This is a genomic window from Syntrophus buswellii, assembly GCF_046097065.1.
Taxonomy (GTDB): domain Bacteria; phylum Desulfobacterota; class Syntrophia; order Syntrophales; family Syntrophaceae; genus Syntrophus; species Syntrophus buswellii.
This window is the reverse complement of record NZ_CP175563.1, coordinates 654551-673861: the sequence shown is the minus strand read 5'-3', so window position 1 is coordinate 673861 and position 19311 is coordinate 654551. Positions and strand designations below refer to the sequence as shown.

Here is a 19311-nt window from a genome sequence, read left to right as displayed (position 1 = left end):
ATGCTCTGGCGCCAATCATCTGATCTGAGCTCCCGTCCGGTCAACGATCCGTTGAACGATCGTTGAGTGAACCCGGTTCACCGTATCATCCGTTAATGTCGCAGTAAAGGACCGGTACGTAAACCTCAACCCCAGACTCTTCTTTCCTTCAGGAATGCCAGCACCGGCATATACATCAAAAATACGGACTCTTTCAAGCAAATCTTCACCTGTTGAAAGGGCCATATCCAGCATGTCACCCACTTCCATGGTCGAATCGATGACGAAGGCAACATCCCTCGAGCTCTCCGGATAACGTGAAAACTCCCTGTAGGTGACACTCTGTGGAACCTCCCCGGAGATGGCATCTACATCCAATTCAAAAACCAGGGCGCGGTTCTTCAAATCCATGCGGGAAAGCACATCCGGATGAACCTCCCCCATGAACCCTATGGATTTTTCACCGAGAAAAATTCCACAGGCCCTGCCCGGATGGAGGAAGGTCTCGCGCGCCTTTGAACGGAACTGAACCCCCTTCAGCCCCAAGCTGTCGGTCAGGCTTTCAACGCAGCCTTTCAAATCGTAGAAATCGACACCCGGTTCTCCCAAAGACCACAACTCATCATCCCGCATGCCTGTCATAAGACACCCCAACCGCTTCTTCTCCGTGGGCAGTTCTCCAGGCTTCCCCTGCAGAAAGATTTTGCCGAACTCAAAAATCTTCAGATTATAATCCCCGGCATTGACATTTTCGCGCATCACCTTAAGCAGGCCGTAAATCAAGGTGGTCCGCATGACCGACTGCTCTTCCGTCAGCGGATTTGAAATCGAAACGACCTTTCTGCGCTCATCCTCAACATTCAGCGCCAGGATATCAGCGGCATCTGGAGAAATAAAGCTGTAGGTAATGACTTCAGATAATCCATTGCTTGTCAGGTGGTTCCGAATCTTTTCCTCGAGGACTCTTCTTAAACTCCTGTGAGCCGGAACCATCCCCGCTAGAGGGAGCGTCACCGGGATATGATGGTAGCCATGGATTCTTGCGATTTCTTCCACGAGATCAATCTCGCGGGTAATATCGACTCTGAAGGAGGGGGGCTTGACCAGATATTCCTCTTCTCCGCCCTCTTTCCGGCTGACTTCCATACCCAGATTTTCCAGGATTTTCGCCATGTCCGCCGCAGGGATCTTCGTTCCCAGAACAGCATTGGCTCTCCCGCAGCGCAGGGAAATTTCCTCAACGGTCTTTACCTGCCTCGGATGTTCGTCAATCCTTCCCCTGCAGATCGACCCTCCAGAGAGCTGGGCGGTCAATTGGGCGGCCCTGTCCAGCGCCCGAACAAGGCCTTCCGGATCAATCCCGCGCTCGAAGCGAAAGGCCGCATCCGTACTCATGCCCAAATCCCTGGCTGAGCGCCGGATGGAGGAGGGCGTAAAGTAGGCGCTTTCCAGGAGGATATCCCGTGTATCCGGCTTTATTTCCGAATTGAATCCCCCCATGATGCCGGCAATAGCCACCGGTTTGACGCCGTCACAGATCATCAGGGTGTCGGCCTTGAGAATACGCTCCTTTTCGTCGAGGGAGACGAATCGCTCTCCCTGCGTTGACCGCCGGACCACGATACGGTTCTCCTCCAGAAAACGGTAGTCAAAGGCATGAAGGGGCTGCCCCAGTTCCATCATGACAAAGTTCGTCACATCGACGACATTGCTGATGGAACGAAGCCCGACGGCTTCAAGGCGCAACCGCATCCACAGGGGGGAAGGCCCCACCGTTACATTCCGGACCATGCGCGCCGTATAACGCGGGCAGAGATCGGGATCAAGGATTTGCACCGAAGCAAGCCCCTGGATGTCTTCATCCCTTTCCTGGAAGCGGATCTCCGGCAGACGGACCGTCCGGCCGGTGAGAGCGGCTATTTCCCGGGCGATGCCGATCATGGAGAGGCAGTCGGAACGGTTTGGCGTGATTCCGATGTCAAAGACCGTATCCTTCAAGTCGAGGACCTCGGCAAGGTCGCCTCCCAGGGGAAGATCGGGAGACAGGATCATGATGCCTGTCGCATCTTCACCGATGGCCAATTCCTCCTCGGAGCAGAGCATCCCATCCGAGTACTCGCCACGCAGCTTTGAACGCTTTATGGTATAACCTCCCGGAATGGTCGCACCCACCCTGGCCAGGGGCACAACATCACCCTCGTGGATATTGTCCGCTCCACAGACGATGGGCAGGGTTTCAGCTCCCGTTGTCACGTCACACAGGTGAAGTTTGTCGGCGTTGGGATGGGGGCGGATTGACAGAATCTTCGCCACCACGACATGAGTAAAGGAGGGTCCAACTTCCCGCACCGCATCAACTTCGAGGCCGGTCATGGTCAGACAGTCCGCAACCTCGGCGGGCGTCAGATCAATGTCCACATAGTCTTTAAGCCATCTTAAACTTACTTGCATAATGATCTTTTACTCACGAATGAGATACCACCCTGTTATTAAAACTGCTGAAGAAACCGCCATTCGTTCTCAAAGAAAAGGCGGATGTCGGTAATCCCGTATTTGAGCATGGCAATACGCTCCACTCCCAGGCCGAAGGCAAACCCTGTAAACTCTTCCGGATCATAACCGACATTCTCAAAAACGGCAGGATCTACCATGCCCGACCCGAGGATTTCCAGCCAGCCGCTCTGCCCGCATATGCGGCAGCCGCTGCCTTTGCACATGACGCACCGGATATCCACCTCTGCGCTGGGCTCCGTAAAGGGAAAATAGCTGGGCCGGAAGCGGATCACCGTTTCCTCCCCGAAGATCTGCTTGAGAAACGCGTCGAGAATGCCCTTGAGGTCGCCGAAAGTGACGCCCCTGTCGACAAGCAGGCCCTCAACCTGATGAAACATCGGCGTATGGGAAACGTCGGAATCCGGGCGATACACGCGCCCTGGAGAAATGATTCTCACCGGGGGCGCCTGCTTCTCCATGATCCGAATCTGAACGGGAGAGGTATGGGTACGCAGCACGACCGTTTCCTCGATATAAAACGTGTCCTGCATGTCCCTGGCGGGGTGATCCTTGGGGATGTTCAGAGCCTCGAAATTGTAATAATCCTTTTCAATCTCCGGCCCGTCAACAATGGAAAAACCGATTCCTGAAAATATGGCACAAATTTCTTCGAGAACCTGTGTAACCGGATGGATCCGGCCATAGCCGCTGCGCCTGCCGGGCAGCGTGACATCAATCGCCTCTCTGCGAAGGGCGTCCTCCCTTTTCAGAGCGGCCAGGGCCCCCTGGGCTTCTTCAAAGCTTGAAGCCAGGATGTCCTTGATCTCGTTTGCCCGCTTTCCGTAAAGCTGCTTCTCCTCGATGCTTAATTGGCCTAAATTGCGCAGATACTGGGTCAGCAGTCCCTTTCTTCCCAGGAATTTGACCCTTACGGCAGACAGATCCGCTTCGGCTTTCGCCGCCTTTATCTCAGTCTCCGCCTCCTTCCGCAGTTTCTCCAGATCTTCAATCATGAAACAGGCTCACGCTTTGCGAGAAGAACGATTTCCGAAAACCCGCGGGGGTCATTAATGGCGATATCGGCCAGCACTTTTCGGTCAATCTCTACATTGGCCTTTCTCAAGCCGTCCATGAGCCGGCTGTAGGTCAGACCCTGTGCGCGCGAAGCGGCATTGATTCTGGCAATCCATAGCTTCCTGAATTCCCTCTTCCGTACCCTGCGATCCCGAAAGGCATAACTCAAAGCCCGGTCCACGGCTTCCGTCGCCGTCCGCAGCAACCGGCTCCTCGCACCAAAGAACCCTTTGGCTAATTTGAAAATCTTTCTTCTCTTTTTCTTGGCGGTAACACTTCTTTTAACCCTAGGCATGATCCTAAGCCTCCTATGTGTAATTCCACTCCCTGTTCCTCGGCTCCGAAAAGACGGCGCCTCCTACAGATAGGGAATCAGTCGTTTAATCTGCCTTTCATCCCTTTTGTCAAGAATGGCGGATTTTCTCAGGTTTCTTTTACGCTTTGTCGTTTTTGTCGTCAGAATGTGGCTGGCATTGGCATGGTGCCTCCGGACTTTTCCGCTGCCGGTCAGTTTAAAGCGCTTCGCAGCGCCACGGTGTGTTTTTAGTTTCGGCATTCTTCTCCCCTTGGTCTCCAAGCTGCCCGCAGAGGCAGTTCAGTCTGTTAGAATATCGTACAATCAAATAAAACACGGCAAACAGGATTCCCTGCCCCTAAATCCCGGAAAGGAACGAAAACCCCGCTATGTCATGATCCGCTATTTCTTAGGGGATAAAACCATCACCATACTTCTGCCTTCCAGTTTCGGCTGTTGATCTATGGTGCAGCTGTCACCCAATACACTTTTTATCTCTTCCAGGAGCCTACGCCCGATCTCCGTAAAGGCGATTTCCCTTCCCCGGAACAGGACGCTCACTTTTACCTTGTCATGCTGTTCAAGAAACTTTTTGATATGCTTGACCTTGACTTGAAGATCGTGCTCCTCAGTCTTCGGTCTCAGCCGAATCTCCTTTACCTGGATGGTGCTCTGGCTTTTCTTGGCCGTCTGAAGCTTCTTGCTCTGCTGGTACCTGAACTTTCCGTAATCCATGATCCGGCAGACAGGCGGCGCGGAAGTGGCGGCGACTTCCACCAGATCCAATCCCTCTTTCCTCGCTTCAGCCAGCGCCTCAGCCAGGGTCAATATCCCCAACTGCTCTCCCGTATGGCCGATCACCCTGACCGCGGGCACCTTGATCTCAGTATTGATCTTCAGATCCTTAGCTATTGGACACCTCCTGCATCGTTAAAAGAATATACCTGGATTTCCTTCCCCTGCCGCTGAAGCATGGCGCTTCCGTCCGCATTACAAATACCGCCTGCACCTATCCTGCACAAGCTCAATAAAGGAAGAAACCGGCATGGCTCCCAGATTGTCCCCGCCACGCTCTCGGGGCGCGACCTGCCCCGACGCCATTTCCTTGTCGCCGATCACCAGCATGTACGGTATTTTCTGGGTCTGAGCTTCTCGAATCTTATAACCCAGCTTCTCGTTTCGAAAGTCTGACTCCACGCGAATCCCGGCTTCCAGAAGCTGCGAACAGACCGTTTCTCCATACGGGATGTGCCGGTCCGTGACCGTAACGAGAACGGCCTGCACCGGAGACAGCCAAAGGGGAAAGGCCCCGCCGTAATGCTCGATCAGAATTCCCATGAACCGCTCAATCGCACCGAGAATAACGCGATGAAGCATCACAGGCCGATGTTTTTCGCCATCCGCCCCGACATACGTGAGATCAAACCTCTCCGGCAGGGTAAAGTCGCATTGGATAGTCGCACACTGCCACTTTCGCTTCAGCGCGTCCTTGAGCTTGAAATCAATCTTGGGGCCGTAAAACGCGCCGTCGCCTTCGTTGATATCATAGCTCATGGCGTTGTCCTTTAGGGCGTTCTCCAGAGCGGAAGTCGCCAAGTCCCAGTCCTCGTCGGTCCCTATGGAGTTTCCCGGCCGGGTGCTCAATTCGACTTCATATTCGAACCCGAAGATTTTCATGGCATAGCCGACAAAATCCGCGATGGCCCGGATTTCCGAATTCAGCTGTTCCGGGGTGCAAAGGATGTGGGCGTCATCCTGGGTAAACTGCCGCGCACGCATCAGGCCGTGCAGAACCCCCGTCTTTTCATGCCGGTGGACTGTGCCAAGCTCAAAGTAGCGAAGGGGAAGATCCCGATAGCTCCGCATCTTGGATTTGTAAATCAGCATATGGGAAAGGCAGTTCATCGGCTTGATCCCGTAGGATTGCCCTTCCACTTCGGTGAAATACATGTTTTCCCGATAGTGATCGAAGTGGCCGGATTTCTTCCAGAGATCCACCTTCAGAATCTGAGGCCCCATGACCATGCCATACCCGCGCTTCAAATGTTCCTTCCTCTCCCAATCCTCTATCAGGGTGCGCAGCATGGTCCCCTTGGGATGGAAGATGATCAGCCCGGCTCCCGCCTCTTCGCTGACCTGGAAAAGATCGAGATCCCTTCCCAGCTTGCGGTGGTCCCGCTTTTTGGCCTCTTCGATAATCCGGAGATACTCCTCCAGATCCTTCCGCGTGGCGAAACCGGTTCCATAGATACGCTGGAGCATCTTGTTCCGCTCGTCTCCGCGCCAGTATGCGCCGGCGACGTTGAGAAGCTTGAAGGCACGGATCATGGACGTCGAGGGGATGTGAGGCCCCCGGCAGAGATCGGTGTAGCCGCCCTGCCTGTAAAGGCTGACGGTTTTCACCTCTTCGGGCAGATCCTTTAACAGCTCGACCTTGTAAGACTCGCCCTTGCCCTGGAAAAAGGATATGGCCTCCCCGCGGGAAACCTCTTCCCGCATAAACGGAAGATCTTCCTTTATAATTTCCTGCATCCGGGTTTCTATTTTTTCGAGATCCTCCAGGGTGAAGGTGTTGTCATATTCAAAATCGTAATAAAAGCCGTCTTCAATGGCCGGACCGATACTGACCAGCACCCCGGGGAAAATATCCTGAACGGCCTGAGCCATCACATGAGATATGCTGTGCCGAAGAATTTCCAGACCTTCACGGGACGCGACATCGACCAGTTCCAGTGTTCCGTCCTCGGTGAGCGAGCGGTTCATGTCAATGAGGCCCCTGTTGAATCTGGCCGCTACGGTCACAGCAAGCACTCTCGGATCCAAGGAAGATACGACTTCCTTTACGGTGACTCCTTCCGGATAAGCCCGCTTTGATCCATCGGGTAAAACAATCTTGATTTCCTTCATAATCCCAATATTAACATCCAGGTTAAGAACTCTTTAATTCCCTTTATTAAAGAAAGGGCATCAGCGCGTTATCTTTGCGGATGCCCTTTCCCAACAGATCATATCTTCTTGAGTCGGTGAGACGAATCGCTCTGCAGGCTTGCATTGTAAAAAATGGTAGGCACGCAGGGATTTGAACCCTGGACATCCACCGCGTCAGGATGGCGCTCTCCCCCTGAGCTACGTGCCTTCACGCTTATCTTACCGCCAAACAGGGCGTAATACCTAACAACAAATCGGTCTCTTGTCAAGGCAAAAACTAAACTCCCTTGCTTTTTCCCGCCTTCTTCCCATCCCTCGGGAAGAGAACCCGGGAAAAGATTTCTCGGCCTGCCATCTGACAGGTTTACCCGTTCAGTATCCCGCACACAAAGCCCGTTGCAAAAGGCCCTACTGCAGAGAATTGATTAAGCGAATGCCACGGATCAAATAGACAATTCCGGATAGAATCGTCACCAGGGCGGTTACCCAGTACATCAGATACATTCCGCTGTATTCCCCTCCGCCGGCCAGGCCATGGACCATCAACACCATCAGCACCGTCAGAAGTTGTAACATGGTGGTGACCTTGCTGATGAAGGCGGGGCGGATTTCAACGGATATGGACATAAAGGACAGAACCGCAATGCCGAGCAAAATGATGCAATCCCTGCTGATGACGACGACGGTGAGCCACCCGGGAAGAATTCCCAGGATGGCGAGCGTCAAAAAACTGCTGGTTAACAGGGCTTTATCGGCAATGGGATCCAGATAGGCCCCCAGCTTCGTCTGCTGCTTCAGAGTGCGCGCCAGAAATCCGTCCAGCCCGTCGGACAGACCGGAAACGGCAAATACGATGAGGGCCTTGAAATACGAGCCTTCCATCAGAAAGATGACCAACACGGGGGTGAGAATAATGCGCAGCAGAGTTAAAATATTAGGTATATTCATTCGAGGATCGGCGATTCCCCCGTTGCAGAAATCGGTAAAGAATGGCCCCTTTCAATTTCCGTCAGGAATGATAAAGAACCCGATGGGATTTCCGATAGAAAATCCGCTTTAATATTGATCCGGAAGCCCATCACCTTCCATCACAAAGCCGTCCGTCCGCCACTTCACCCAAGAACCTCGGAACTGTCAGGGATTCCCTTCATCGCCTGATCAACCAGTTCCTGAATCGCGTCTTCATAGACCTGGGCGCCCTTTAACCGAAGGGAATCCTTTGACAGGCCATAGGTTCTCTTGATGGTGCTGTAGGAACTCCGCCAGAGCAACTGGCCGCTTCTGGCGCTCCGCAATTCAAAAACAGCGGAAACGGACAGAGGCGAATAGAGCCAATAATAATGGGTCCGGCTTTCCTGCAGGTCGCAATAAAGAACGGCGTCAACCTGCATCTGCCTTCCCAGTTCCCGGGAACATTCCGCTTTATCCTGTATCTCCGGCTCCTTAACCTGTTCGCCGTTCAATGTCTCATCAACAAACTGGGCCATAATTTTGGGATATCCCTTGAAGTAAAGGGCGTTCTGGATCTTTTCCCTCAAAAGCCGGGCGGCCTGCTGATCAGAAGTCTCATTGAAAACGGGGAACACGGCAATCCGATGAACCTCTTCCCTGTTGCCGTCTTTCAACACAGCGGCCGATTTTCCCGGGCCACACCCCGAAAGAATCAGCACGGTCACCAACAGCACGGAAAAGATAACATTTCTGCTTCGGTATATCATACTATACAGCCTCCTCCTCAGAATCCTGTTTCAATTTTTCGATTTCTTCTCTAATGACTCTTTCCGCAATGACCGGAATCATTTCCCGGGCCATTTTTTCAACGGTTTCCGTAATCAGTCTCCCCACTTCTTCCTGCGAAAGGCCATGGGGCTGATCCAGGATCGGCTTTTCTTCTATGGCATCGACGAGATCATGGATGATATCTGCCGGCGGTGGTTCCTTTTCATAGCCTCTGCCATCGATCACCAGGACCTCATGAGGCTCCCTGTTCCGCAAAATATCCGGCTCCTCGACAACATCGTTGAGATCATAAATTTTTGTCCGGGAGTCCTCAACGATCTCGTTAAGATCATAAATCCTGTCCCCAGGCCCCGGCAGATGCTGTTTCATCGTGCCTTTATTTATGGCGAATTCCCCGCCCCCGCTGAATTCCGGAACCTCTGAATCTCCGCTCATCCCTTTACTCTCCGGTTTTTATGATCGCTGACCCTGCAATTCTTCCGTATGCCCTTCTCTGGTTAAAACCCGAATTCTTCAGGAAATTATCATAGATATCCACTTAGTTCAATACATTATCGCTGAAGCCCCCAATTTCCATCCTTCCGGGAACCGCGAAGGAAACGCCTCAGCGATCAGGTCCGGGATTTTCAGAAATGACGGCAATCACAATTGCATAAACCCGCTTCCTGGATATTCCCGTTTCTTCGACGATCCGGTCCACGACATCCCGATCGGACAAACCGGTTTCCTCCCGATGCCGGAAATAGAGGCTTCGAACGTCTTCGTCAGACCAGGCCCTGGACTCCGGCTCCCGCCCCGCGATGACCAGTGTGATTTCCCCTTTGATCCGCCTGTCGCGCAGGCCGGCCAGAAGGTCCTGCAGCCTGCCCCGTGAAATCTCCTCATGAAGCTTTGTCAGCTCTCGCGCAATCACGATCTCCCGGTTGCCGAAAGCAGAACCGATGTCTTCCAGGGAAGCCGGCAATCGGTGGGGAGCTTCATAGAAAATCATCGTCCGTGATTCATTGTGCAACGAAGCCAGCAACTCCCTCCGCCTGTTTCCCCTGGCAGGCAGGAACCCCATGAAAACAAAGGAATCCATTGGAATACCGGAAACGCACAGGGCCGCGATACAGGCGGACGCCCCCGGGATGGGAATCACCTGGATGCCGCATTCCAGGGCCTGGCGAATCAATACAAAACCCGGATCGGAGATCCCGGGGGTTCCCGCGTCAGAGACGTAGGCCACATCATGGCCTTCCCTGAGCCGATCCATCAACGTCCGGCTCCTTTTGAATTCATTGTGCTCATAAAGGCTGATCAGGGGCGTGCTGATCGAATAAGCTTCAAAGAGCGTGCGGGTTCTCCGGGTGTCCTCGGCGGCAACCAGAGAGACCTCCTTGAGAACCCGGATCGCCCGGAGGGTGATATCCTCCAGATTGCCGATCGGTGTCGCCACAACGAAAAGTTTTCCTGATTCTTGCATACTTTATTCCTTTTTAAGATATTCCCGATGAGACAGGTTCATCCCATGATCGCTCGGATACAACATCAAGGCGGCAGACGGGTCGATGAAAGTCTCAACACTGGCACGATATTTGACATAAAAAAGATTTTACATTTTGGTGCTGATGCTATAAGGATATCGGCGTAAAATCAAGCGTCCCGAACAGCTTCTGAAGAGTCTTGAACACAAATCAACGGAAACATCCCTGCAGGCATCGTCATGCGCATATTGATTACCGGTGGAGCCGGCTTTCTTGGGTCCCATCTCTGCGAGCGGCTGCTCGCTGAGGGTCATGATATCCTCTGCCTGGACAATTTTTTCACCGGCAGCAAGGACAACATCCTTCACATGGTCAGCAATCCCCGATTCGAGCTGATCCGTCACGACATCACCCTGCCCATCTACCTGGAGGTGGACCAGATTTACAATCTCGCTTGTCCGGCTTCTCCCGTTCATTATCAGCACAACCCCATTAAAACCATCAAAACCAACGTCATGGGCGCCATCAACGCTCTGGGGATCGCCAAGCGGGTTAAAGCCAGAATTCTTCAGGCGTCCACGTCGGAGGTCTACGGTGATCCGGAGGTCCATCCCCAGCATGAAGCATACTGGGGGCGGGTCAACCCCATCGGGATACGCAGCTGTTACGATGAAGGGAAAAGGGCCGCGGAATGCCTGATGATGGACTACCGCCGCCAGAATGGCGTGGATGCGAAGATCGCCAGGATTTTCAACACCTATGGCCCCCGCATGGCCTTGAACGACGGCCGTGTCGTCAGCAATTTCATGATTCAGGCCCTCACAGGAAGGGACATCACCATTTATGGCGACGGTTCGCAGACCCGGTCATTCTGTTATGTCGATGACCTGGTCGAAGGCCTGATCCGGTTGATGAACACACCGCCGGAAATCTCAGGACCGGTCAACCTGGGCAACCCGGTGGAATTCACCATTCTCGAGCTTGCCGAAAAAATTCTCGCCATGACGGCCTCATCTTCCCGGATTCTTTTTTTGCCCCTGCCTCAGGACGATCCCATCCAACGGAAGCCGGAGATTTCTCTCGCCAGGAGGATTCTGAACTGGCAGCCGGGCACTTCGCTTGAAAAGGGATTGGAACTTGCGATATCCTATTTCCGGAACAGGCTGGGTTGAACCCCGTTGACGGAATCTCCTCAACTCATTCCAAGGATGGAGTCTTATGACATTTGAAAAGCATATCCTCTGCATCGGCGCCGGTTACGTCGGCGGCCCCACCATGGCCATGATTGCCCACCAGTGCCCGCAGTACAGAGTGACGATTGTGGACATCAACCCCGACCGCATCGCCCAGTGGAATTCCGATGTCCTGCCGATCTATGAACCGGGCCTCGATGAGCTCGTCAAGGCCACCCGGAACCGCAACCTCTTTTTCAGTACGAACATCGAACAGGGCATCCGGGAAAACGAGATCATCTTCGTCAGCGTCAACACGCCCACCAAGACCTTCGGAACGGGAGCCGGCATGGCTGCGGATCTTCAGTACTGGGAGAAGACGGCCCGCCAGATCCTGGAACACTCCACTTCGCCGAAAATCGTCGTTGAAAAAAGCACCCTCCCGGTCCGCACCGCCCAAGCCATGGAGCGCATCCTCAACACATCGCAAAACCATGTCCGGTTTGACGTCCTTTCCAACCCGGAATTTCTTGCCGAAGGAACGGCCATCAATGATTTGAAAAACCCGGATCGGGTTCTCATCGGTTCCCGGGAGACGGAAGAGGGGTTGAAAGCAAGAAACACGCTGGTTGAAATTTATGCAAACTGGGTCCCCCGGGAGAAGATTCTCACCACCAACATCTGGAGCAGTGAGCTTTCGAAGCTGGTATCCAACGCCTTTCTGGCCCAGCGGGTTTCCTCCATCAATGCCATCTCCGCCCTCTGTGAAAAGACGGAGGCCGACATATCCGAAGTGGCAAGGGCCATCGGGACGGACAGCCGCATCGGCTCCCGCTTTCTGAATGCCAGCATCGGTTTCGGGGGCTCCTGCTTCAAGAAGGATATTCTCAACCTGGTCTATCTCTGCCGATACTACGGCCTCGAGGACGTGGCCGATTACTGGGAAGGCGTCATAAAAATCAACGGCTACCAGCAGGAACGGTTTGTCAGGAACATGCTGACCGCCATGTTCAACACCTTGTCAGGCAAGCGGATCTGCCTTTTCGGGTTCGCTTTCAAGGCCAACACGGGCGATACGCGGGAAAGCCCGGCCATTTACGTCGCCCGCCGGCTTCTGGAAGAACAGGCCGAGGTCGTGATCACGGATCCCAAAGCCCTTGATAACGCCAGAATCGATCTGGCCGACGCCCGGGGCACGGTCCATTTTGTGGATGATCCCTACGAGGCTGCCAGGGGATGCCATGCCATCGCGATCATGACCGAGTGGGCGCTCTACGGCGAACTCGATTATGCTCGGCTTTACCGTCAGGCGGAGAAGCCAGCCTTTATTTTTGACGGCCGGAATATTCTGGACCCCCGACGCTGTTTTGAGCTGGGCTTCAATGTCTTTTCCATCGGGAAGCGACCCCTGACCCATTTCTAGCCTCTCAGACCCGAGGCGGCTCCCCCGGGGATCGCTCCCCCCGGGTCTCTGCCAGCCGGGATTGCGCAAACGCCAGGGCACCGGCAAAATCGCGGATTTCCCCGTTCAGGCACCGGTCACGGATTTCCTTCAGGCAGGCGCCCAGCTCCCGGTTTCCGGAAAACCCGATAGCCAGAAGATCCCGGCCCGAAATCGGCGGTCTGTAGTTCCGCCACGTTGTCACGTAGGTGGAAAAGATCTTTTTGAAGCTGGCAGATTTGGATCGCGACATGGCGTACAGAATTTCTTCCAGGGACGCTTTTTCCAGGATGTCGACCGCCTGCGACGGCAGAATGTCAGGCAGGGACGCCATTCTTCGCATGATTTCCCGAACCTTCTCCCGTGAGGAAAGGAGGATTTCGGCATCTTCTCTCCTCAATCCGAAGGCATCCCCGAGAGCGACGACGGTTTGAGGATCCATGGACTCCGTCATCGCCAGAAAGTAGAGGAACCAGACCCGGACTTTTTCGCGGGTGTAGAGAAGGCGGAACCACAGGAGCGTTTCTCGAACCGCATGGAAGGCCTCCCGCATCGGCTCATCGAAAATCAGGTCCGGATGGATCGCCTCAAGCACCTTCAATTCCCGGAGCCGGTCCATGCAGCGGATCGGATCCTCTTCCTGGAGGATCTGCCTCATTTCATGAAAGATTCTTCTTCCCGGGATATTCCGGAGGAAACCGGCGTGAACGGCAGAGGAAACCAGGGAGATCGTCTGCTTGCCCAGGGAAAAGCCGCGACGCTTCTCAAATCGAACGGCCCGGAGAATCCGGGAAGGATCCTCGACAAAGCTCAGGGAGTGCAGGACCCGGATCTTCTTTTCCCGAATATCCCGCTGGGCGCCGAAGTAATCGATCAGCTCGCCAAACCGTTGGGGATTCAAGGCCACGGCCATGGTGTTGATCGTAAAGTCCCGCCGGGAAAGATCCAGTTTCAGATTGGATTCCTCCACCTCGGGAAATGCGCCGGGCATCCGGTAATATTCCAGCCTTGCCGTGGCCACGTCAATTCTCACCCCCCCGGGAAGGCGGATCACGGCCGTCTTGTACTTTTCATGTGGAGAGACCTTGGCGCCGAAAGCGTTTCCCAGAACCCTGGCGAACACCACGCCGTCCCCTTCCACCACCAGGTCCACATCCAGATTATTGACCCTCATCACCATGTCCCGGACAATCCCTCCCACAAGAAAAAGATGGAATCCCATGGTCTCGGCCAGCTCTCCCGCCTTTTTCAGCAGTTCATAGATATTCTCCGGCATTCTTTCCCGGAGAAGGTACCGTACGGATTTTCCTGGAACCCCTGCCGATGAGCCCTGCTCAATCTTTGTCATCCGCTCGTGGAGGATCCTCATCAGGTCCGTACGGGTGATGACTCCCACGGCCTTGCGGTCCTCAACGACCGGAACCAGTCGCTGATTCCCGTCAATCACGAGGCTGCGGATCTCTCCCACGGAAGCCTCCGGACGAACGGTCCGGACATCCCGGATCATGTAGTCCCTGACCTTTGCCGCCCCCAGATCATGGCCTTGGGCACGGCTGACCACCTGGCGCGTCACGATCCCGCGGATCCGTTCATCGGAAGATTTCACGATCAGGGCGTTGATATGGTACTTGTTCAGGAGTTCGCTTGCCCTGTTGATGCTTTCGTCGAGATCGATCCCTTTGACCGGGAAGGTCATGATCTCCCGGGCGGAGAGGAGGGGCCTCGTTTCCGCCCGGATATGCCGAATCAATGACGTCTCCGCCTGATGAAGATTCAGGTCTCGCAGGGAAGCCGCCGCCGCCGACGCATGGCCGCCACCGCCGAAGAACGCGGCGACCTGCGCCGCATTGAGCTGCGGTTGGGAGCTCCGGGCCACCAGATAGATGCGATCGCCCATCTGCCCCAGTGCGAACAGGGCATCCGCGGCATACATGGCCCTCAATTTGTGGACCAGGATGGCAAAGTCTTCCACGTAACCTGGTGAAGAGGCCTTCGAAACAAGGACATGGAGGCCGTTGACCTCCAGCGTGCGGATGTTTTTGATCAGCTGGTCGAGCACATCCACCTGCTCCGCACTGAGCTCCCGGTAAATCGTCCGTGCGACCTGATCCATATCCGCCCCCCAGGTCATCAGGGCCGCCAGCGCCAGGCAATCATCCGGCGTCGTGGAGGGGAAAAGAAGAGATCCCGTATCCTCATAGAGGCCCATGGCCATGACCGTGGCAATCTCAGGGGGAGGCCGCAGCCCCCGCTCATTGAGAACCTTGACCATGAGGGCCACCGTTGAGCCCAGTTCCTCGCAGTACTCCAGATCCCCGGCAATGTCATCGGGCGACGAGCCATGGTGATCATAAAGGATAACCGTCAATCCCTCCCGGCCCAGAAGTTGGGAAAACCTGCCGATCCGGGATGCCTGCCTTGTGTCCACCACGATCATTCTCGATACGGCATCCAGATCGAGCTGCCGGGTCTTCACCATGTCCTCACGAACCAGGGATGGAGCATCCAGTAGATAATCGCGGACACTCTTCTCCTGTGAACCGGGAAAGACGATCAGGGCATCGGGATACAGAATCTTCGCCGCTAGCATGGATCCCAGGGCATCAAAATCCGTCTGAATATGAGAGGTAATGATATCCATGAAGTGTCAGTTCCTCCCGCCGGATGATTGCCCTGTCTGCCTTCCGCTGACGCGCTCCACCGGATTGCCCGCCGCTACCAGATCGATCACCGTCACTTCCGGAGGGCTGAGAAAGCGGATGGGCGGCCCCCAGGTTCCCGTTCCCCGGCTCACATGAAGGCGGGAAATGTCGGATAGGCGGAAGGAGCCCGAGTGGAAGGGGAAATACCACCGGGTGATGAGGCTGAAGGGGAAGATCTGACCCTTATGGGTATGGCCGGACAGCTGAAGATCAAACCGGTCCACGGCATGTTTGTCCACCAGGGGCAGATGCTTCAACAGGAGGGTAAAATGCTGCACCGGCATCGTGTTCAGCAGCTCCCCTTCCTCAACCGGGCGATGCCCTTCCACCGCCCGTCCGGTCGGATCGTCGATCCCCACGATATTGATCAATCCGGCAACCGTCACCCCCTCTCCCCGAAGCATCTGAAACCCCGCCTTGCGGGTGAATTCCGACGCCTGCGCAATCCCGGCGTAGAATTCATGATTGCCCGTTACCGCGTACTTGCCCAGACGCGGCCGGAGTTCCTGGAAAAGGGGAAGAACCTTCTCTATGCTGTTGATCTGTCCGTCCACAAGATCTCCGGTGGAAAGGAGAAGATCCGGCCCCGCCTCCTGAATGACCCGGACCATCCTGGAGACAAACCCGGGACCGTTCATCAGGCCGATGTGGATGTCGGAAATCTGGACAAGCCGCAGGCGGCCTGTTTCCGGGGGGATCTTGTCCGTTTGTATGGTCAGCGACTCGATCCGTATGTTGCGGGCGTCAAACCAGCCGTAAACGAAGATTCCCAAAGCCAGGAACAAGGGGAGGAAGAAGGCAAACCGGGCTGACAACAGAAAGGGAACGGCTTCCATTCTCCAGACCAACCCCGAAAGGAAAACAAGAAGGCGGCAGAGGTCAAAGGCCAGGGCAAAAGCAGCAAAGAGGAACAGTATCCCCATCCAGGCATAACCCGCATGGGACAAGATCCGGGCGGTCCACTCCAGACCGTGCCGTTCCGAAATCCGGATCAGGGCCGGGGCGACAATCATCAAGGCCATGACCGCCGCCACAAGCACGGAGATCACGGGCCCCGGGAAAAAGGCCGATCGGATCTTCCAGAAGGCGTACCCGTGAAGGCCGCCGTAAAGCAGGAAGAACATCAGCAGAAATCGAAACATACTTTTAAAATTTGACCTTCGGTGCCGCCTTGGCCGCCCCGGGCGCCTCGAAAAAGGCCGCCGTCTGAAAGCCGGACGCCGCAGCCACAAGGCTGTTGGGAAAGCGACGGACGGCCACGTTGTAGTGTTTAACCGCTTCGTTATAACGGCGCCTTTCCACGGCTATGCGATTTTCCGTACCGGCCAGTTCATCCTGAAGGCGGAGAAAGTTCACATTGGACTTGAGATCGGGATATTGCTCCACCACCACCAGAAGCCGGCTCAAGGCTCCCGAAAGTTCGTTGTTGGCCTCGATCTTTTCCGGAACCGTTGCAGCCCCTCCGACACGGGCCCGGGCATTGGTCACTTCGATCAGGACCTCCTTTTCCTGATTGGCATATCCCTTCACTGCTTCAACGAGGTTCGGGATCAGGTCATATCGGCGCTGAAGCTGGTTCTCCACCTGGGCCCAGGAGCTGTTCATGGATTCGTCCAACGTAACAAAATTATTGTATATCCCCTTGACAAAGGAATACAGAGAAAAAAGGACAACCACCGCGACCGCCGCGCCGACAAGAAAATTTCTCCCGCCTGCCGTCATACCTCCACCTCCCCGCGTCATCTGTTGTTGTTCCTGACCCTCCATCAGCCTGAACAATGGACATGAAAGGCCTGAATCCTTGTCCCGGAACGGTCAGATTCAGGCGGGAAATCGCACATTTTGGATCCCCGGCCCTGAAGGCGGATCACGCCTCTTCGGCCAGCACACACAACCTGGAAATCTGCTTCATAAGCTCATTCAACAGGCTTCCCAATACAACGGCACTGTGGCTGTCTTCCCCGTCCCGGATTTCCGCAGCCCTCAGGAAGGGTCCCAGATCAAGGGAGAAGGCCGAGGCCATGGCCTTGATCACATCCCGCCTCAAGGAAGGAATCTCCCGCCCCTTGAGATACAGAAAGGCGCCGAAAAGAGCCGTGAAAGCGGTCAGAGATCTTGCAACAAGATCCCTCATCGCGGATTGGCGCCCCTCCGATTCCAGGTAGCCTTTCCTCAGAAGAAACAGCTTTCCCTTCAGCTCCCGTTCAAGCTGCAGGCGCAATGCCCCGGAATCGATGGCAAGAGACTGCAGGACATCCTGGCCATATACCAGGCGATAGTTCTTCTTCATATTCAGAAATTCAACGGGATAGGAATCCAGGGAGGAGCTCAGATCGCTCCGGGTCAAAATCAGGGGTGCAGCCACCCTCCTGCGTCTCCATTTCCCGGCGACCGGGACCGCCCTCTCCAGGCGCTCCACGCCTGCATCGTCCACAATCAGCAGAAAGTTCAAGTCCGATTTTCCCGGTCGGTAATCTCCCGTGCAGCCGCTGCCGTAGAGGATCACGGACGTCAGCCCCTCTCCGAAAACCTGTCGATAGTCCGCCGTCATTTCGGGAAAGATTTCCTCGGGATTGTTCGGAATCTTCACCATGCTTCTATTCCCCTTAAAAATGACGGCCGGCGCCGCCTCCGCCGCTGCTGCCTCCCCCGAACCCGCCGAACCCACCCCCGAAGCTCTCAAAGCCCTCAAAATCCCCGTCACCGCCAGCTCTCCGGCGGGCACCGCTGAACAAAAGAGGATCGATTTCACGCCCCTTCCGGGTTCCCATCAGGAGGAGGAGAAGAAGAATGAACAGGATAAGGAACCATGACCCGGCCCCACCGCTCCGCTGCCCAGCCGCGCGGCCCACAGGCCGCCCGGCTTCCGGTCGGTCTGTCAGTGTCACCCCGGCTTCTTCAGCCAGAACCCCGGAAATGGCTTCGACGGAGCTGGCAAGGCCACGGCTGTATTCCCCTCGCTTCAGATAGGGAAGAACCTTTTGATCCAGAATTTCCCCCACGCGCCCGTCGGGAAGGACCCCCTCCACACCGTAACCGGTTTCAATCCAGATCGTTCTCTCCTGCAGAACCAGGACAATCAACACCCCCCGGTCTTCCCCCCGCTTCCCTATCCCCCAGAAGGAGTAAAGACGATTGGCATACTCCTGGATGTCATGGACCCCAATCGCCGAAAAGGTTGCGACAACCACGGCCGCCCCTGTTTTCTCAAGGACTTCCCGGGCAAGGGCCTCCGTCCGGGCAACATCTCCGGCGGACATCACTCCGGCAAAATCATTGACGGCTCCCCGCGGCGAGGGGATGGCATCCTGGGCCCCTGATGATCCGGAGATGAACAGAGCCGTCAGGATCGTCAACAGAACGACAGGGACATTCCTCGACCAATCCATCCGAATCGCCCGAACCACGCCTGGATTTTTCAAGGCCTTCCCGCCCTGGAAAAAAGAGGGATCAATAAACCATAACCTTCTAAAAATTAATGAGGAATATAATGTTCGATCGGCAGGCGTTGAAGACACGCGGCACGCCTGTGCCCTTTTCTTCAGATCGCTTCCATTCCGGTTATCTATTTTTCATCTCGGACATCAGGGAGTCGAAATGGGTGATGTCGATCACAGGGGAGGTTGTGAAGGAAATGCCTGTCAGCATGCTCAGTGCGGCAGACACCGCCAGGGCCTTCTGAATCGTAGGAAATTCAACGGTAAAGACCAGATCATGAATTCCCAAAACGGCATACATGGAAATCACCCGGCCTCCGTTATGTTCGATGATCTCTACGGACTTCCCGGTTCGCTCCGGCGACATCCCCTCCAAAGAATCCCGGCTGTATTTCCCGAACATCATGAATACGGGCATTTCAGCTCCCCCTTCCTCAATCGCCTGTAAAGATCTCTCCTCATCGGCCTGCTCTCCAGGATAGCGATCGGGCCGCAAAAATGGAAACAGGATTCCGCAACCATCTGCTTTTCCACGCAACAGTATAGGCATAAGGCTCCCGCGTGTCAATGAAAGACAGACTCCC

Annotated in this window: 18 protein-coding genes and 1 tRNA gene; 2 read left to right on the top strand and 17 right to left on the bottom strand. The window is 55.1% G+C overall.

The window, feature by feature from the left end:
- Positions 1-15: 15 nt before the first annotated feature.
- The 11 genes from pheT to rsmI all read right to left on the bottom strand — a co-directional run bounded on the left by pheT (position 16) and on the right by rsmI (position 9974).
- The gene (gene pheT, locus ACJ77P_RS03070) at positions 16-2430 is read right to left on the bottom strand and encodes a phenylalanine--tRNA ligase subunit beta (protein ID WP_408998951.1); all 2415 of its coding nucleotides are present in this window, start codon (positions 2428-2430) and stop codon (positions 16-18) included.
- Positions 2431-2468: 38 nt separating this feature from the next.
- Positions 2469-3485 carry a phenylalanine--tRNA ligase subunit alpha gene (gene pheS, locus ACJ77P_RS03065; RefSeq protein ID WP_367360993.1) on the bottom strand — a complete coding sequence of 339 codons (1017 nt, stop codon included), beginning with the start codon at positions 3483-3485 and terminating at the stop codon, positions 2469-2471.
- Entirely contained in the window at positions 3482-3841 is a 360-nt protein-coding gene (gene rplT / locus ACJ77P_RS03060; RefSeq protein ID WP_367360994.1) for a 50S ribosomal protein L20, read from the bottom strand. The genes pheS and rplT overlap by 4 nt, the downstream gene beginning before the upstream one ends.
- 63 nt (positions 3842-3904) lie before the next feature.
- A complete protein-coding gene (rpmI, locus tag ACJ77P_RS03055) occupies positions 3905-4102 on the bottom strand; it encodes a 50S ribosomal protein L35 (protein ID WP_367360995.1) in 198 nt (65 codons plus the stop codon).
- Positions 4103-4243: 141 nt separating this feature from the next.
- On the bottom strand, positions 4244-4753 hold the full coding sequence (infC, locus tag ACJ77P_RS03050; protein WP_367361035.1) for a translation initiation factor IF-3: 510 nt from the start codon (positions 4751-4753) through the stop codon (positions 4244-4246).
- A 78-nt stretch (positions 4754-4831) separates the two neighbouring features.
- A complete protein-coding gene (gene thrS / locus ACJ77P_RS03045; RefSeq protein ID WP_367360996.1) occupies positions 4832-6748 on the bottom strand; it encodes a threonine--tRNA ligase in 1917 nt (638 codons plus the stop codon).
- A 154-nt stretch (positions 6749-6902) separates the two neighbouring features.
- Positions 6903-6977, bottom strand: a tRNA-Val gene (locus tag ACJ77P_RS03040).
- Between the two features lie 200 nt (positions 6978-7177).
- Entirely contained in the window at positions 7178-7717 is a 540-nt protein-coding gene (locus ACJ77P_RS03035; RefSeq protein WP_367360997.1) for a CDP-alcohol phosphatidyltransferase family protein, read from the bottom strand.
- Positions 7718-7881: 164 nt separating this feature from the next.
- A complete protein-coding gene (locus ACJ77P_RS03030; RefSeq protein WP_408998950.1) occupies positions 7882-8487 on the bottom strand; it encodes a GNA1162 family protein in 606 nt (201 codons plus the stop codon).
- Between the two features lies 1 nt (position 8488).
- Entirely contained in the window at positions 8489-8944 is a 456-nt protein-coding gene (locus ACJ77P_RS03025; protein WP_408998949.1) for a hypothetical protein, read from the bottom strand.
- A gap of 169 nt (positions 8945-9113) precedes the next feature.
- The gene (rsmI, locus tag ACJ77P_RS03020) at positions 9114-9974 is read right to left on the bottom strand and encodes a 16S rRNA (cytidine(1402)-2'-O)-methyltransferase (protein ID WP_408998948.1); all 861 of its coding nucleotides are present in this window, start codon (positions 9972-9974) and stop codon (positions 9114-9116) included.
- 240 nt (positions 9975-10214) lie between these two features.
- On the opposite strand from rsmI, the gene ACJ77P_RS03015 reads away from it, so the two are divergent.
- Both ACJ77P_RS03015 and ACJ77P_RS03010 read left to right on the top strand, forming a co-directional pair.
- Positions 10215-11147 (top strand): UDP-glucuronic acid decarboxylase family protein, encoded by a 933-nt coding sequence (locus tag ACJ77P_RS03015; RefSeq protein ID WP_367361001.1) that lies wholly within the window; start codon positions 10215-10217, stop codon positions 11145-11147.
- A gap of 46 nt (positions 11148-11193) precedes the next feature.
- Positions 11194-12570 carry a nucleotide sugar dehydrogenase gene (locus tag ACJ77P_RS03010; protein WP_408998947.1) on the top strand — a complete coding sequence of 459 codons (1377 nt, stop codon included), beginning with the start codon at positions 11194-11196 and terminating at the stop codon, positions 12568-12570.
- A gap of 4 nt (positions 12571-12574) precedes the next feature.
- Here the strand turns inward: ACJ77P_RS03010 and ACJ77P_RS03005 are convergent, their stop codons facing one another.
- The 6 genes from ACJ77P_RS03005 to ACJ77P_RS02980 form a co-directional block, all read right to left on the bottom strand.
- A complete protein-coding gene (locus tag ACJ77P_RS03005; protein ID WP_408998946.1) occupies positions 12575-15229 on the bottom strand; it encodes a CBS domain-containing protein in 2655 nt (884 codons plus the stop codon).
- 6 nt (positions 15230-15235) lie between these two features.
- Entirely contained in the window at positions 15236-16432 is a 1197-nt protein-coding gene (locus tag ACJ77P_RS03000) for a metallophosphoesterase (protein ID WP_367361004.1), read from the bottom strand.
- Positions 16433-16436: 4 nt separating this feature from the next.
- Positions 16437-17012: a LemA family protein gene (locus ACJ77P_RS02995; protein ID WP_367361005.1), complete on the bottom strand. Its 576-nt coding sequence runs from the start codon at positions 17010-17012 to the stop codon at positions 16437-16439.
- Positions 17013-17157: 145 nt separating this feature from the next.
- Positions 17158-17883, bottom strand: a complete 726-nt coding sequence (locus ACJ77P_RS02990; RefSeq protein ID WP_367361006.1) for a hypothetical protein — start codon at positions 17881-17883, stop codon at positions 17158-17160.
- Positions 17884-17896: 13 nt separating this feature from the next.
- A complete protein-coding gene (locus ACJ77P_RS02985) occupies positions 17897-18712 on the bottom strand; it encodes a TPM domain-containing protein (protein ID WP_408998945.1) in 816 nt (271 codons plus the stop codon).
- A 139-nt stretch (positions 18713-18851) separates the two neighbouring features.
- Positions 18852-19145, bottom strand: a complete 294-nt coding sequence (locus ACJ77P_RS02980; protein WP_408998944.1) for a GYD domain-containing protein — start codon at positions 19143-19145, stop codon at positions 18852-18854.
- Positions 19146-19311 lie beyond the last annotated feature (166 nt).